We start from the raw sequence: 14,211 nt of genomic DNA, 5'->3' as shown, positions 1-14,211 counted from the left end.
TCCATCGCCTTTGATTTCCTCTACAACTGTATTCCATATCCATTCAATTTTTTCATTCTTAAATGCTTTATCTTGAATGGATTTAGCTGCCCTTAAGGTATCTCTTCTATGAACAACCTTAACCTTTCTAGCAAACTTTGTTAAATACATTGCTTCTTCAATGGCTGAATCACCACCGCCAATGACAAACACTTCAAGGTCAGTGAAGAAGTCAGCATCACAGGTTGCACAGTAGGATACTCCCTTTCCAGTTAATTTTTCTTCTCCTGGCACTCCTATCTTTCTAGGTGTTGCTCCAGTAGCTATTATAACTGCTTTTCCACGATATTCTCCATTTTCGCATTTTACAACCTTAATCTTGTCACTAAAATCAACTGAAACTACAGCATCGTTTTTTCTTTCAGCACCAAATTCCTCTGCCTGCTCTACCATCCTTGCAATAAGACTCGGTCCTGTAGCTTCTCTGATTGAACCAGGGTAATTTGCTACTTCATTGGTAGTTACTATTTGTCCACCTGTCTTACCCTTTTCTAATATCAAGGTTTTCATTTTAGCACGGGCAGAATATAATCCTGCTGCTAGACCTGCTGGACCGCATCCAATTATCACAACATCGTATAAATTTTCCATAAAATTTCCTCCTTTATTTAATTTGAATAAAAAATCGTTTGCCAGAATATTTTTTTTAAAACATAATAGACTAATCTAAATAAGTTTTATTAATTCTGAATTATTATATCATATTTTTGATTAATTTGTAAATTTGTTTATTATATAATCGTGATTATTGATATTTTTTTAATATCTTAATATCTCATGTAGTAATATTACCCCTAAATTATTTATAGAAAACTAGAAATTCACTTTTTATAAATATTTAATTATGAAATGTTCTTATAGGAATTTAAGTAAAAACTTTAATTTATACATGTCCAAAACGCCTAAAAACACTGAATATTTGTATATGTATAAATTAAGTTTTACTACGTGAATCCCATAATTGGTTCAACAATGAATGTTGTGATAAACCATGTACCTACCTTGTCAAGAACAACTACACAGGAAAATTATTGATATATTTTCCTGAAATCAGAATGACTAAATTTAGTTATATATGATATTTTGACCTATATATACTTATTATTGCTATAAAGTATAATTATAACAACACAAGTAGTTGCAAGTATCCTAGATACCTTGAAGAGCTGGATTTTAAGCACATTTAAATTCATATTTAACTCTAATTTCCCAATTATCACGATTACGATATCCATAAGCCCTGCACTTAATGTTTTTTACTTTATGATTATTCCCTTCTGTAGTTCCATTGGATATTGGATAATCGTAATAATTTAAAATATATGGCTTCCAGTTATCAAGGGTTTTCGTAAATTTTTTAAGCTCAGGAATATCATATTCCTCTGCTAAATCCTTATAGAAATCCAAAAATGCTTCAGCATTTTCCTTTGTTATAAGGTCAAAGAATACTCTAAATTCTTCTTTGAGATAGTGAAGTTGTTCAAGCTTTGGATACTTAGCAAAAGCAATAAGCAGATTTTCATATTCCTTATAGCCTAGGTCTTCAATGTTTTTTAATATACACCAACGTATTTTGAATACCTCATCCTTTTTACCATACTTACGGATATGGTTTTGAATGTGCTTTCTTGCATCATCTACACAGTTATGAAGATGTTGTGATATATGAAACCTATCTATTACAGGTTTTGCATTAGACAGGCATTCTAATATGGAGAAACAATAGCTCCTACTCATATCCATGGAAACTGCTTCAATACCTCTGATTAGATCTTCAGGTAAGCTTTTTAGGTAAGTGATTACATCTTCCTTTCTCCTGCCCGAGAAAATTGCAACTACATTACCTGTTTCTTGATTATAGATTACGGTATCATAATTGTGTCCCTTTTTAGAGACAATATCATCAATGCCTAAAAGTCTTAATGGCTCAGGCTTACATGATGCAAGATATTCTTTTGCATAATGGTTATAAATTCTTTGGCATGTACCTTCACTGTTACCAATGATCTCACTAACATTTTTGATTGTATTTTTGTGAGCCAATGTAAAAATATACTTTTCATAGGGAATAGTATAACGCCCATATTTTCTAATAAAATCAAAGTGTTCGTCAAAAGGATTCTCGCAACAGCAGTTGCACACATATCGTTTTTTCTCAAGTATGATAACGGTATCCATTCCCCAGATTGGTAAATGTTTATATGGCTGAAACCTTCTATCATGCACGGTATATGTGATATGACCACAATTTGGGCATGTAGCAAAATCAAAGATAGATGTTGCAAACACTTCAAATATGCCATTATTTACATTGGAATAGACTACCTCTATTCCTTGTAATCCAATTAAATTTCGGATAAAATCATAATTGATAGTCATCCGATGCACCCCCTTGTTTGATTGTATTGGCATATAAAATGATAAGGAAGGTATAGGATTTTTTTGTACCCTTTTTACCAATTAATTGATAATGTAATTTATGGAAACTTTATTCAATCACAAAATTCGCGGTTGAACCTTAAGTTTTATATTTTTTGAAAATCTAAACTTCGGTGTGTAATATTTAGAATTTATTAACTAAATTCTTTTTACAAACAATTAGTATAATTACCACAAGAATCTAAAAATGAGTCATCACCTATAGGAGCTACACTACTAGGAATACCTGAGGCTTTTATATCTGAAAACAACCTCAATCCTTCATTTTCAATAGAATTGACTAATTCCTTAGCTGTAACAAAAGTCTTGTTTTTGTGTGTCATTTAATTCTCCCTCCTTTTATAATTTATTTTTTGCCTTAGTTGTATTATATTGAATTATTTCTGATTTTTGAATTTTTCTGAAGGTTCAGACTTTAAAGTGTGATATTTGGAATCTATTAACTAATTTCTTTCCAAAGACAAAATAATTATCAAAAAGGCTCCCACTAATATAAGGAAAAGTGTCAGGCTCACTTTTGTGTACCCATCGCATTTATTGTTACTATACTTTCCTTCAAAAATAATAATTCTAAAAACTCTGGTATAGCTGTTATTTCATTACTCTTTGCCTCTGTCTTTAATTGACCCAGTATAATATCATTTTCATCTACCCATGCATTCACTAGATGAATTGCTCTCTTTTTTCCATCATGTGATCCCCTTGATGTTTTTTCATCCACTGCTATTATTCTTCAATCTGTATGATCACTTATTTTCTTTGTCCAACTTATAAATGCTTTATTAAAAGCTTTACTATCTATGTTTTCAAATACTCTTTCAAATGTATCGTGTGATGGTACTCCATTTTCTAAATCTATATTTTTCCTCAGCCATTTTTCTCTTGTCTCTACAAAATCTCCTACTTCTATCCAACTATCAGCGTTTGCTATAGTTGCAACTACTGCTATAAATAGTATTTCTATTAGTTTGTGCTTTATTTTTCCTTCTTGCCTAAAGTCTTTTACATTTCCAAATGTATCTTTAAAATTCTTTATACTCATCTTATGTTCATCCCCTTAAAATATTTTTTTCTTAATACTTTAAAGGTTCGACACTTATTCCCAGTCTCATTTTTGAGAATACTTATCATTTCACTTTTTTCTATATATTTTTGCTATTATCTTTTCTATTATTTTTCATGCGATTGCCGTGGAAAGAAAAATAAAAAAAATAGAGTCTGAAACAATTCGGATGACTTTGTTTCAGACTACACTATATGTAAAGTTACTGCAAAACTCCAGGGGTATTGGTTACACCAGAGTTTATTATGAGTCTACATTGGCTAGTCTTTTTGTATTTTGTTATTTATTGTAAAATTATGTCAAGAAAAAACAATTGATAAAATATGTATATATAGGTATAATATACTATAGATATATAAAAACTATAAATTTATACAATTTATATTATATTTAGAATAATATTTAAAAAAATGTATATCTAAACCTATATGTCGACATATTAATTGAACTATTCATGGAACTTGAATTTATAATTTAAGTTTCGTTATTAAAGATCACAGTAGATTTGCAGTTCTTATATTTTATCACTTAATTGGGAAACTATTATTTACACTGCAATGTTTACTTTTAGCAAAATGTAGGGATTTTTATGTTGCTGTTGTATTAATGATATAAATTGTTGAAAACGTTTTGTAAGATATCAATAAGTTATGAAATTTAATTTGATGTAAAACAAAGAATGTGGAGAATTAAGTATTTACTTTAGATTATAGGATAAAAAACTGATGTATCTTAAGATTTTTTTATAAAAAGTTAGCATAAAAGGAGTCTGAAAATGGCAATTAATAAGGAAAAAATTATGGAGTATATTAGAGGCATATTAATAGAAATAGGAGAAGATATTGAACGAGAAGGACTAATAGATACACCTAAAAGAGTTGCAGATATGTATGAAGAGATTTTTGAAGGTATAAGACTTACGAATGATGATATAGCAAATATGTTTAAAGTAACGTTTGATAATGATTTAGATATTGTTGATAAATATGATGATATGGTTTTACTAAAAAACATAAAAATATTTAGTTATTGTGAACATCACTTAGCTCTTATGTATAATATGAGTATAAATATAGCATACATACCGAAAGACAGAGTAATAGGGCTAAGTAAAATGGCGAGAATTGCTGAGATGGTAGGTAAAAGGCTTCAATTGCAAGAGCGAATAGGTTCAGATATTGCTGAAATACTTGAAAGAATTATTAATACAAATGATATCGCTGTAATAATTAAGGCTGAACATGCATGTATAGCTGCTAGAGGTATTAAAAAAACTAATTCAGAAACTATTACAACTACACTAAGAGGTAAGTTCAATGAAGATAGAGGTTTGCTTAATAACTTAATGATGTTGGTGAAGTGAGATTAAAACCTAATATAGGAATTTAAGTAAAGACTTTAATTTATACATGTCCAAAAAGCCTAAAAACACTAAGTATTTGTATATGTATAAATTAAGTTTTACTACGTGAATCCCATATTAGGTTTTAATATATAAATTTTATTGAAAGGAGGAGACTATCATGAGTAAAGAAAAAGTAAATATTACTACTGAGGAAGAACTAGAATGGACAGAAGAAGAAATTTTAGTTGCTTCAAAAGTTGCAGGAGCATAAAATCTTGATATTTTTTTAGTAGCTCCGTGTTTTAGAACATACTTCATATAACTAGTATGAAGTATGTTCTATGAATAACTGTAAGTAAATAGTTATGACAATGCTAATTTTAGAAAATATAATAATTAAAGTTATCTATATATTGGTGCTTTATATTAAATGGATAGAAAAAATAGAAATAGGAGGTATATATAATCGTTACAATTAACATTATTTAATTTGTATATGATTATATTAATTATATGAAGTTTGATATAGATAAGTTATATGATGGGTTTTGCAAGTATGATTACAAAAAAGAAATGACTAATTTATCTACTAATTTTGGGGTAACTAATAATTTTACTTCCAAATTAATCTGGAATAATTGGTATAAAAAAAGCAAGTATGAGTTTGAATTATGGATATGGCGATTGATGATTTCTCCACTAGATAAAAATGAGATTGTTAAAATTTTAGGTACTTATGAGTTGGCGACAAATTTTATTAACTTTTTAGAGGAGAAAAATGTTTTGAACCATATAAACAATAAATTTTTTATAAAAAATGAAATTTATAAATTAGAAAAAAATATTGATATGGATAATAGTATTTTTGCAGATAATGATTTTAGCCTTGGACAAATGCATACAACCATTGATAGTACTAAAAAAAGAGCAAAAAAAATTGCGGAAATTTTGCCACCGTGGAGATATAGAATAATGTTTTTAGGTGATGATGATTTTACATCTATTGCTCTGAAAAAATTATTAAGGAATTATAATGTTAGTGTAGTAGATGCTGATACAAGAATTGTTAATACTATTAATGAAACTCTATATGAAGAAGTTGCTGAAGTGTATGATATTAGATATAAAGCTCCAGAAGTATGGCGAAACCAATATTCTGCAGTTCATTGTGACCCTTTTGATAGTTCTGGGGGATTACAGATTTGGCTAATATTCATAAATCAAGTTCTTACTGGAAATTTGGGAGATATTATTTTTATGAATTTAGGAATAGAACGTATAGGAAAAAGAAGATTTCATTTTTTGATAGAATATTTACAAAAATTAGGATTTGTTCTAATTGAATTGAACAAGAATTTTTCAAGTTATTACTCTGAGGAAGAATTTATGACAACGGACTTATGTATTTTCGTTAGAGCTTTTTCTAAGGATAAATTATTTTTACAGCCACAAATATATCTAGATTTTCATAGAAAGAATTAATTTGATAGAGGTGTTGAAATGAGACAATATCCTAACTTTAAAGAATATATATTATTAGAAAATACTCCTTTTACAGAAGTGAAATACAGAAGAGGGGTTACGAAAGAGTTTATTAGAAATGAAGAGTATGACTGGTGGGAAAATTTTTTTTGCTCAGATAGTTATGAAGTTCCGCAAGGTAAAGATGTACTTTTCTTACAACCATGTACTTGGTCTAAACCATATGATTTTTCATATATTGGATACAAAATTAGAGCAGTGACAAATAAATATAAAAAACTACATCCTGTTATTTTATCAAGTTCTGGATTAGTACCATATGAATATCAGATGAATAAAACTTTTTGTGCATATGATTTTAACTTAAATTTTATTAATGAAAAAGATAGGAAAAAACATATTCTAGATTACTATAATAAAGAGTTGATTAGAAGAATAATAAGATATATAGAAAGTAATAAAGAAAAATATAAAAAAGTTGTTGCTTTTTTTATTATAAATAAGAAAAGTAATTTATTTTCAGCGTTAAACAAAGTTTGCCGTGAGAATAATATTGAGTTATACCTAATATTTGACAATAACCTTATAAATAGCTTGAAAAGTAAATTATATGAATTAAGAGATCCAGGTGAATTATATATACAACCGAAAGTTTTAGACCATCTAAATGAAAAATTATCAAAGATAATAAAGGAAATATAGATGATTAGTATAGTTATTAGAGTAAAAGATGATGAAAAAATATTTAAATGTATAAATTCTATAGATTATGATAATTGTGAAATTGTTATTGTTTGCAATGGTTCTTCTGATGATTTTGTGGAGAGACTGCATAAAATTAATAAAAATAACTTGAGAATATTTAGATTAAAGGAAGCCTCACTAACGAAATCCTATAATAAAGGAATAATGCAAAGTAGTTATTCTAAAGTTTTATTAATGGATTCTGATTGTACTTTTAGAAGAAATGTAATTGAAAGATTCGATAAAAATTTAGATAAATATGAAATTGTAAAGGGAATTATAAGTTTTCAATATAATAATATTCTTGAAAAAATTGTTGCGAAATCAAGAGAAATACATATAAATAAAAGAAATGCTTATGCTCCTCCACTAGGTTTTAATAAAAGAATAATAGATAAAATAGAGTATTACTTTGACGAAAGACTTTCTGCAACAGAAGACTATGATTTAGACGTTAGAATAAGAAAAAAAGGAATGAAAATATTTTTTGATAAAAAAGCTGTTATCAATCATGCAGCGCTATCTTTAAAAGCTGATTTGAAATCTTCATATAACTATGGTTTTGGACATGCTGATGGGGTAAGATTGGAAAAAAGTGGGTATTATCCTATTGAAATTTCTTTAATATCAGATTTTAGAAAAATTTACAAATTTACTAAGGATTTATTATTATCACTATATTTAATAATATGGTTAATCTTTTTTAAGAAAGGATATGATGATAACAGTAAACATCAAGAAAGAAGGTTGAATTGATGGATCAATACAAAGAATTATCAAAAATTTACGATGCTTTAATTCCAGAACCTATAAATTTTTTTCAATTTTATTTAGAAAAAATAAGAGAAAAAGATAACCCAACTATATTAGATTTTGGTTGTGGAACAGGTAGGCTGGCTATTTTTTTATCTAGTTATGCAAAGGAGATAGATGCCTTTGATATTTCTGAAAGCATGATAGAAAAAGGTATGAATAAGTTAAAAGAATTGAAAATAAAGAATATAAATATTACAGTAGATAATTTTTTAACGAGCCAGTCTTTTACTAAGAATTATGATTTTATTCTTTTAAGTGGAGGGGTATTTGAATATTTTCTTACTCCTGAAGAACAACAACAAAATTTGAATAAAATAGCGGATAAATTGGGAAATGAAGCTAAACTTATTATTGACATAGAAGCAGCTCCATTTATATCAAATAATACTACAAAACATTTATATGATTCTCTGCCAAATAAGTCAACAGATGAAAAAACTAGTAAAGTTAAAGTATATCAAAAAAGAGCATATAATTTTGAAAAACAATTAAAAAAAGATTCTTTAAGTGTCAACTTGAATGGAAGATATTACAATATAGAATATATTTCAAGATACACATATCTTCAGGAATTAAGATATCTCTTTGAGAAATGTAATCTTAAAATTATAGCTGAATATGGAGACTTTTTAAAAAATAAAATCAATAAAAATAGTCAATATTATATTATTGAAGCTATAAAAGGAGTATAATATGCCAAATGACAAACATTTATTTATTGCTCCACATATAGATGATGAGATAATAGGCTGTGGAGGTTTAATTTTAAAATTGTTAAGTTTACAAAAAAAAGTAAAAGTTGTAGTTGTTTTTGGTAATTCGATTTCCAAAGAAGAAACTCTAATCAGACGACAGGAAGCAGAAGATATTAGTAAGTATCTTGGTATAGAATATATTATATTGGATTTTGAGGAAAGAAAAACAATTCATTTTGATGTAATGGTAAACGAATTACTAAAAGTTATATTGGACTTTTATCCAGATTCTATCTATTATCCGCATTCAAAAGAAAGTGATTTTGATCATTCTTTAGTAAATGATGTAACAAATAGAGCGTGTTTTTTAGCTGAAAATTATAGCAGAGGTATTAAATCAAATGTTATAAGCAAGAGATATCTTTACGAAGTGTGGACACCACTTGAAGAATTTAACTTTCATATTAACATTACTAACTTTATTGGAGAAAAAAAGAAGCTAATCGCTAAGTATAAATCTCAACAAAGAAATTCAAACCTTATAAATGGTACCGAGGGATTAAATGCTTATAGAGGAATGCAAGTTGGAGTTGATTTTGCAGAAGTTTATAAATTAAAAGGCTATTGATAGGAGTTTAATTTATGATTAAAATTGAAAATTTATGTAAGTCATATAAAAGAAGAAAATTGAATGCAAATATAAAAAATTGCTTTGGAATATTTTCAAAAAATGAAGATATTCCAGCAGTAAAGAATATTACTCTTAGCATAGAAAGAGGAGAGCGAGTTGCTCTTTGTGGTGCGAATGGTGCTGGTAAAAGTACTTTAATAAAAATGATGATTGGTTTAATTGAACCTACCCGTGGGAATATCACAATAAATGGAAATAAGCCCTTCAAAAGAAATAAATTATACCTAAGACAAATAGGCGTGGTTTTAGGGCAAAAACAACAATTAATACCTGATTTAACTCCAAAAGATACTTTTGAACTACATAAAAGAATATATAAACTATCAGATAAAGATTATAAAAATCAGTTAAATACATTAGTGGATCTTTTAAATGTAAGAAAAGTATTAGATACACAAGTAAGATTATTATCACTAGGAGAAAGAATTAAATGTGAATTAATAGTATCTCTTTTGCATAGACCCAATATTATTTTTTTAGATGAACCAACAATTGGCTTAGATTATAAATCTCAAATAGCTATTAGAAATTTTATAAATAAATATACTGGGGAAAATGAAGCTACATTACTTTTGATAAGTCACTGTTGGGATGACATTAATTCTACCTGCAATAGGTTATTGTATATGAATAATGGAGAAGTAGTAGTAGATAAAAAAATAAATGATTTATTTAAGGATATAAAAGAACTAAGGAAATTAAAAATTTCCACAGCTTCGAATGTATTGGATGATGTAAGAGTCAGAAATTTGTGTAAAAATATAAGGCTTGAACAGGAACAAATTGTATGTATAGTAGAAGAAAAGTATATTGGAAAATTGTTATCAATAGTAGCATCAAGCTCTATAATTAGAGAGCATGTAGTAGAATCATTAAATATATTTGATGTAATGGAATTGAGAGGAAATATATGATGTATCTGTACTATTTGGTAATAGAGTTTAAAAAAAGTTTTGTATATAGAGCAAACATGATATTTGAGATACTCTTATCTTACTTGCCTTTGATTGCCTATATCTTGCTTTGGAGTACAATATATAGCAATAAAATATACATCAAAAACTATACATTTGAGTATACAATCACGTATATTTTTATAATTAAGGTATTTCAAATTTTTTTAACCCCCTCTTTTCATTGGGAAGTAAACGAAGATATTAAATATGGAAAATTATCAAATTATATTATAAAACCCATAAATTATTTTAAGTATATATTTTTTAAAACATTAGGTAAAAAATTAACATCAATGTGCATACTTACAGTTCCAACTTTATTTGTAGGTTTCTTTATAAATTATTATTTCAATATTAATTTATATTTAAATTTAAGTACACCTAAAAGTATTATTTTTTTCATATTTGCTTTAATGGGTACATATATTTTATATTTTCAAATCTATTATCTTATATCCTTATTAAGTTTTGTGTTTGACGAAGTAGGTTCTTTATTTTATACAATAGAGATAATTATGGAATTTTTTCTAGGAACTATTATACCACTTTATCTTTTTCCAGCTAAATTACTTTTAGTAATCAAATTCACTCCTTTTTCATATTTATTACATTTTCTAGCACAATTTATTATTGAACCTAATAGTTTTAACATATATGAGGCTCTTCAAGTACAATTAATATGGATAATTTTATTTGGTTTTGCAATTAGTTTATTGTGGAAATTAGGCATAAAAAAGTATAGTTCTTTAGGGGGATAAAATGTGGAGTTGTTTGTATATATATTGAAGTTAAATATAAAGAAATTTTTTATCTATAAGGTAGATGCTTTAATTAGTATAATGGACAGTCTAGTATGGTTTATAATTACAATATTGTTTTACGAATACATATATTTATATACAGATTTTATAGGAGGATGGTCAAAGTCTCAAATATTTCTATTAATTGGAACAACAGAGATTATTAAATCTATACTTATGTTTTTCTTTATAAATAATTTGACACGAATACCTTACTATATAAAAACAGGTACTTTAGATTTATTTTTAGTTATCCCTATTTCATCGCAATACTTAATTTCAATACGAAATCTTGACTATGGGAGTTTAGCTAATTTTTTTCCCGCTGTTTTTATAGTGGTTTTACAAATAAGAAAGCTAGATGTAGATATTATTATGATACTTAAATATATGCTTATAAGTATTCCAGCTATGCTGTTATTGTATTTTATATGGTTTTCAATAATGTGTACAAGCTTCTGGTTTATAAAAATCGATGAACTACATGAGGTATTTTTTTCCTCATTGGATTTCATGAAATTTCCTACTGCAATTTTCAAAGGTGTATTTTTCATTATTTTTCATATTGCATTTCCAGTTGTTTTGGTTTCAAATTCACCAGTAAGTATATTTGTAAATAAAGATTATAATTTAATATACTTATTAATAATTGAACTAATAGTATTTTATTTAATATATAAGATGATTTGGTTTTATGGATTAAAAAAATATGAAAGTGCAAATATCTAAAAACTAACTAGTAATAGGCAATAAAAAACAAAGTAGTATGAAAAAAATCTAAAGAAATGCACGATGAATAAGAAAGGGTTATATATTACTAAGAAATAGTAAAAGACCAGCTATTAAATGTCAAGTAGGAAAATTGAATAAAACATTATAATTAAACAACTAAAAATTGGCATGACAAAAAGAGGTTATTAATTTTAATAACCCGAAGGGTAATTATTCTTTTTAACTAAGCCATTGGAGTATATTCTTTATTATCACGTATTACAGCATAAATAATATAGGTTAGCTTTCGAGGGACAGCTCCTACGGCAGTTAAATGATGTTTACCTTCAGACCTTTTCTTGTTGTAATAATTATTTAGAACAGTATCTTTAAATGCAGCAACTGTAGCAGCCATCCATATGGCTCGTCTAAGGTATGGAGAACCTCTTTTAGACATTCTGTTATGAATACCGTTAAATTCTCCAGATTGTCTAACAGTAGGGTCTATACCAGCATATGCTACCAGTTTTGCTCCATTACTAAACCTAGAAAAATCACCAATTTCGCTAAGGATTATTGCTCCAAGAACTGGTCCAATACCTAGTATTGAGGTTAAGGGACTATTAAAGGTCTGAAAATTATCAGCAATATTTTTTTCTAATTCTTTAAGTTGTTCTTCTATGAATTTAATTTGTTCTAGTAATTGCTTTATCTGAAAAGTAAAGACATCAGTTGCTATTTTAATTCCAAAAGAATTTGCAGCAGTCTCTTTTATTTGAGTAGCTTTTTTAATACCTAATCTGCCTTTACTTAATTTTAATAAAAGTTCTGTTAAGTAGTCTGTATCAAGATTTGCTATTTCTTCAGGTGCCCAGTGACTTAGTAAAAGCTCTTTTGATGTTTTACCAAAAACATCAGAGAAGAGCTTAGAATATTCAGGGAAAATTTGATCAAGGATACTAATTAGTTTACGTTTTAAATCTGATATTTGGTCTACCATATAGGTTCTGTATCTGCATAACTTACGAAGGGCTAATATTTTTTCGTCAGAAAGCTTAGTAGATGTAAATCTTCCGAAGCGTATAACTTCGGCTATGATAAAAGAGTCTTTTGAATCATTCTTTGTTTTTCTAATATATAGATTTCTAAAACTATCAGATTGTATTGGATTGATTACGTTAATTTTAAAACCTTCACTTAATAAACGAGAGTAAAGGGCTAACCAATAATGACCTGTAGCTTCTAGACCAAATATTATTTCATCATTAGATGGATTATTTTCTCTTATATACTTAAGAAGTTTATTTGTACCTTGATGAGAATTAGAGAATCTAATTGATTTACCGATTATATTACCCTGAATATCAATAAGCGTAGCTTCATGATTGAATTTACCTATATCGATACCTACTATAATCATACAAAACACCTCACAATTTTAATTTAAATTACAGATAGATATACACTCTAATCTTTACAAGTTACAGCCTTGTTAGACATACGAAGAATTAGCTTTAGCTAATCAACATCCAGCTTATTCCCAAAAACTCGTAAAGCAGAGATATCACTCTTTTTTAGGAGGATTCATGCCTCAAGGTGGTGAACGAAAATCTCTATCTGTTTACGAGAACAATTATCTCAAATTGTTTTTAAATAGACAAGTTCTTTAGTTTTCATGCTACTAGGTAGGAAGAGTAGATGAAAACTATTAGATAAGATTTCTATTTTGGAGTGTTTTACAAACTATATTATACAAGGTGGTGAAGATATATGAAAGTAAGCGAATTATTTTATAGTATACAAGGTGAAACCACTTTAGTAGGAGAACCTACTTATTTTATTAGGTTATATGGATGCAATCTAAGATGTAATTGGTGTGATACGAAATATAGCTATGAGAAAAACTCATATATAGAATATTCTGTAGAGCAGATTTATAATCTTGTTAAAAAAGAAAATCCAACCAATATTTGTATTACTGGAGGAGAACCCTTACTTCAATATGAAGAGGTAATTAGTGTTATAGATTTATTTGTCAATGATAATTCTGTAAAAACTATATCAATAGAAACAAATGGTTCTATTGATATTTCAAAAATAACAGAGAGATATAATACCTCCAAGTTAAAAATAGTAATGGATTATAAGTTGGAAGGTAGTTATGAAATTAATAATATGAATACTAATAATTTTAAATTTCTAAGAGATACAGATGAAATAAAATTTGTAATATCAGATTATAACGATTTAATAAGTATTAACAAAATATTAGAGTGCTATTATAAAAAAGGTAAGATTTTAATTGGTTTTGTTGCAGGAACTATACAACCAAAAGAAATAGCCAAGTATATTTTAAAAAATAAATTAGATTGGAGAATAAATTACCAACTACACAAATTAATTTGGTCTTCAGAAGAAAGAGGTGTATGA

At 27.2% G+C, this 14,211-nt stretch carries 14 protein-coding genes and 1 pseudogene; 10 read left to right on the top strand and 5 right to left on the bottom strand.

Translation table 11 applies throughout. The annotated features are described in order from the left end of the window. From BUB36_RS13585 to BUB36_RS20195, 4 genes and pseudogenes are all read right to left on the bottom strand, one after another. Positions 1-630: NAD(P)/FAD-dependent oxidoreductase (locus tag BUB36_RS13585; protein WP_073148081.1), on the bottom strand; the 630-nt coding region annotated here is incomplete at its 3' end. Between the two features lie 582 nt (positions 631-1,212). Then, entirely contained in the window at positions 1,213-2,418 is a 1,206-nt protein-coding gene (locus BUB36_RS13580) for an ISL3 family transposase (RefSeq protein ID WP_073151315.1), read from the bottom strand. A 209-nt stretch (positions 2,419-2,627) separates the two neighbouring features. Beyond that, positions 2,628-2,801 (bottom strand): hypothetical protein, encoded by a 174-nt coding sequence (locus tag BUB36_RS19755; RefSeq protein ID WP_165613090.1) that lies wholly within the window; start codon positions 2,799-2,801, stop codon positions 2,628-2,630. A gap of 188 nt (positions 2,802-2,989) precedes the next feature. Next, positions 2,990-3,520: pseudogene (locus tag BUB36_RS20195) on the bottom strand (ISAs1 family transposase). 796 nt (positions 3,521-4,316) lie between these two features. Here BUB36_RS20195 and folE point away from each other — a divergent pair. The 9 genes from folE (at position 4,317) to BUB36_RS13525 (ending at position 11,799) form a co-directional block, all read left to right on the top strand. Then, on the top strand, positions 4,317-4,904 hold the full coding sequence (folE, locus tag BUB36_RS13565; RefSeq protein ID WP_073151307.1) for a GTP cyclohydrolase I FolE: 588 nt from the start codon (positions 4,317-4,319) through the stop codon (positions 4,902-4,904). A gap of 495 nt (positions 4,905-5,399) precedes the next feature. After that, positions 5,400-6,368, top strand: a complete 969-nt coding sequence (locus BUB36_RS13560; protein WP_073151304.1) for a bis-aminopropyl spermidine synthase family protein — start codon at positions 5,400-5,402, stop codon at positions 6,366-6,368. Positions 6,369-6,386: 18 nt separating this feature from the next. Further along, entirely contained in the window at positions 6,387-7,070 is a 684-nt protein-coding gene (locus BUB36_RS13555; protein ID WP_073151302.1) for a DUF5591 domain-containing protein, read from the top strand. Continuing rightward, entirely contained in the window at positions 7,071-7,868 is a 798-nt protein-coding gene (locus BUB36_RS13550) for a glycosyltransferase (RefSeq protein ID WP_073151299.1), read from the top strand. Then, positions 7,868-8,620, top strand: coding sequence for a class I SAM-dependent DNA methyltransferase (locus BUB36_RS13545; RefSeq protein WP_073151297.1), 753 nt, complete (start codon positions 7,868-7,870; stop codon positions 8,618-8,620). The genes BUB36_RS13550 and BUB36_RS13545 overlap by 1 nt, the downstream gene beginning before the upstream one ends. A gap of 1 nt (position 8,621) precedes the next feature. Further along, positions 8,622-9,251 (top strand): PIG-L deacetylase family protein, encoded by a 630-nt coding sequence (locus BUB36_RS13540; protein WP_073151294.1) that lies wholly within the window; start codon positions 8,622-8,624, stop codon positions 9,249-9,251. A gap of 14 nt (positions 9,252-9,265) precedes the next feature. Beyond that, on the top strand, positions 9,266-10,228 hold the full coding sequence (locus tag BUB36_RS13535) for an ATP-binding cassette domain-containing protein (RefSeq protein WP_073151291.1): 963 nt from the start codon (positions 9,266-9,268) through the stop codon (positions 10,226-10,228). Continuing rightward, positions 10,225-11,028 carry an ABC transporter permease gene (locus BUB36_RS20665; protein WP_073151288.1) on the top strand — a complete coding sequence of 268 codons (804 nt, stop codon included), beginning with the start codon at positions 10,225-10,227 and terminating at the stop codon, positions 11,026-11,028. The genes BUB36_RS13535 and BUB36_RS20665 overlap by 4 nt, the downstream gene beginning before the upstream one ends. A 3-nt stretch (positions 11,029-11,031) precedes the next feature. Beyond that, positions 11,032-11,799, top strand: a complete 768-nt coding sequence (locus tag BUB36_RS13525; protein WP_073151284.1) for an ABC transporter permease — start codon at positions 11,032-11,034, stop codon at positions 11,797-11,799. Between the two features lie 226 nt (positions 11,800-12,025). Here the strand turns inward: BUB36_RS13525 and BUB36_RS13520 are convergent, their stop codons facing one another. Further along, a complete protein-coding gene (locus tag BUB36_RS13520) occupies positions 12,026-13,201 on the bottom strand; it encodes an IS110 family RNA-guided transposase (protein ID WP_073151281.1) in 1,176 nt (391 codons plus the stop codon). A 350-nt stretch (positions 13,202-13,551) separates the two neighbouring features. Between BUB36_RS13520 and BUB36_RS13515 the strand changes: the two genes are divergently transcribed. Then, positions 13,552-14,211 carry a 7-carboxy-7-deazaguanine synthase QueE gene (locus BUB36_RS13515; protein WP_073151278.1) on the top strand — a complete coding sequence of 220 codons (660 nt, stop codon included), beginning with the start codon at positions 13,552-13,554 and terminating at the stop codon, positions 14,209-14,211.

This window comes from Paramaledivibacter caminithermalis DSM 15212, from assembly GCF_900142245.1.
Taxonomy (GTDB): Bacteria; Bacillota; Clostridia; order Peptostreptococcales; family Caminicellaceae; genus Paramaledivibacter; species Paramaledivibacter caminithermalis.
The sequence above is the reverse complement of the archived record's forward strand: the minus strand, read 5'-3'. Positions and strand labels throughout refer to the sequence as shown.

What these genes read in the sequence shown, in the direction of transcription:
- BUB36_RS13580 (WP_073151315.1), bottom strand. Translation starts at nt 2,418, where the DNA reads ATGACTATCAATTATGATTTTATCCGAAATTTAATTGGATTACAAGGA.
- BUB36_RS19755 (WP_165613090.1), bottom strand. Translation starts at nt 2,801, where the DNA reads ATGACACACAAAAACAAGACTTTTGTTACAGCTAAGGAATTAGTCAAT.
- folE (WP_073151307.1), top strand. Translation starts at nt 4,317, where the DNA reads ATGGCAATTAATAAGGAAAAAATTATGGAGTATATTAGAGGCATATTA.
- BUB36_RS13560 (WP_073151304.1), top strand. Translation starts at nt 5,400, where the DNA reads ATGAAGTTTGATATAGATAAGTTATATGATGGGTTTTGCAAGTATGAT.
- BUB36_RS13555 (WP_073151302.1), top strand. Translation starts at nt 6,387, where the DNA reads ATGAGACAATATCCTAACTTTAAAGAATATATATTATTAGAAAATACT.
- BUB36_RS13550 (WP_073151299.1), top strand. Translation starts at nt 7,071, where the DNA reads ATGATTAGTATAGTTATTAGAGTAAAAGATGATGAAAAAATATTTAAA.
- BUB36_RS13545 (WP_073151297.1), top strand. Translation starts at nt 7,868, where the DNA reads ATGGATCAATACAAAGAATTATCAAAAATTTACGATGCTTTAATTCCA.
- BUB36_RS13540 (WP_073151294.1), top strand. Translation starts at nt 8,622, where the DNA reads ATGCCAAATGACAAACATTTATTTATTGCTCCACATATAGATGATGAG.
- BUB36_RS13535 (WP_073151291.1), top strand. Translation starts at nt 9,266, where the DNA reads ATGATTAAAATTGAAAATTTATGTAAGTCATATAAAAGAAGAAAATTG.
- BUB36_RS20665 (WP_073151288.1), top strand. Translation starts at nt 10,225, where the DNA reads ATGATGTATCTGTACTATTTGGTAATAGAGTTTAAAAAAAGTTTTGTA.
- BUB36_RS13520 (WP_073151281.1), bottom strand. Translation starts at nt 13,201, where the DNA reads ATGATTATAGTAGGTATCGATATAGGTAAATTCAATCATGAAGCTACG.
- BUB36_RS13515 (WP_073151278.1), top strand. Translation starts at nt 13,552, where the DNA reads ATGAAAGTAAGCGAATTATTTTATAGTATACAAGGTGAAACCACTTTA.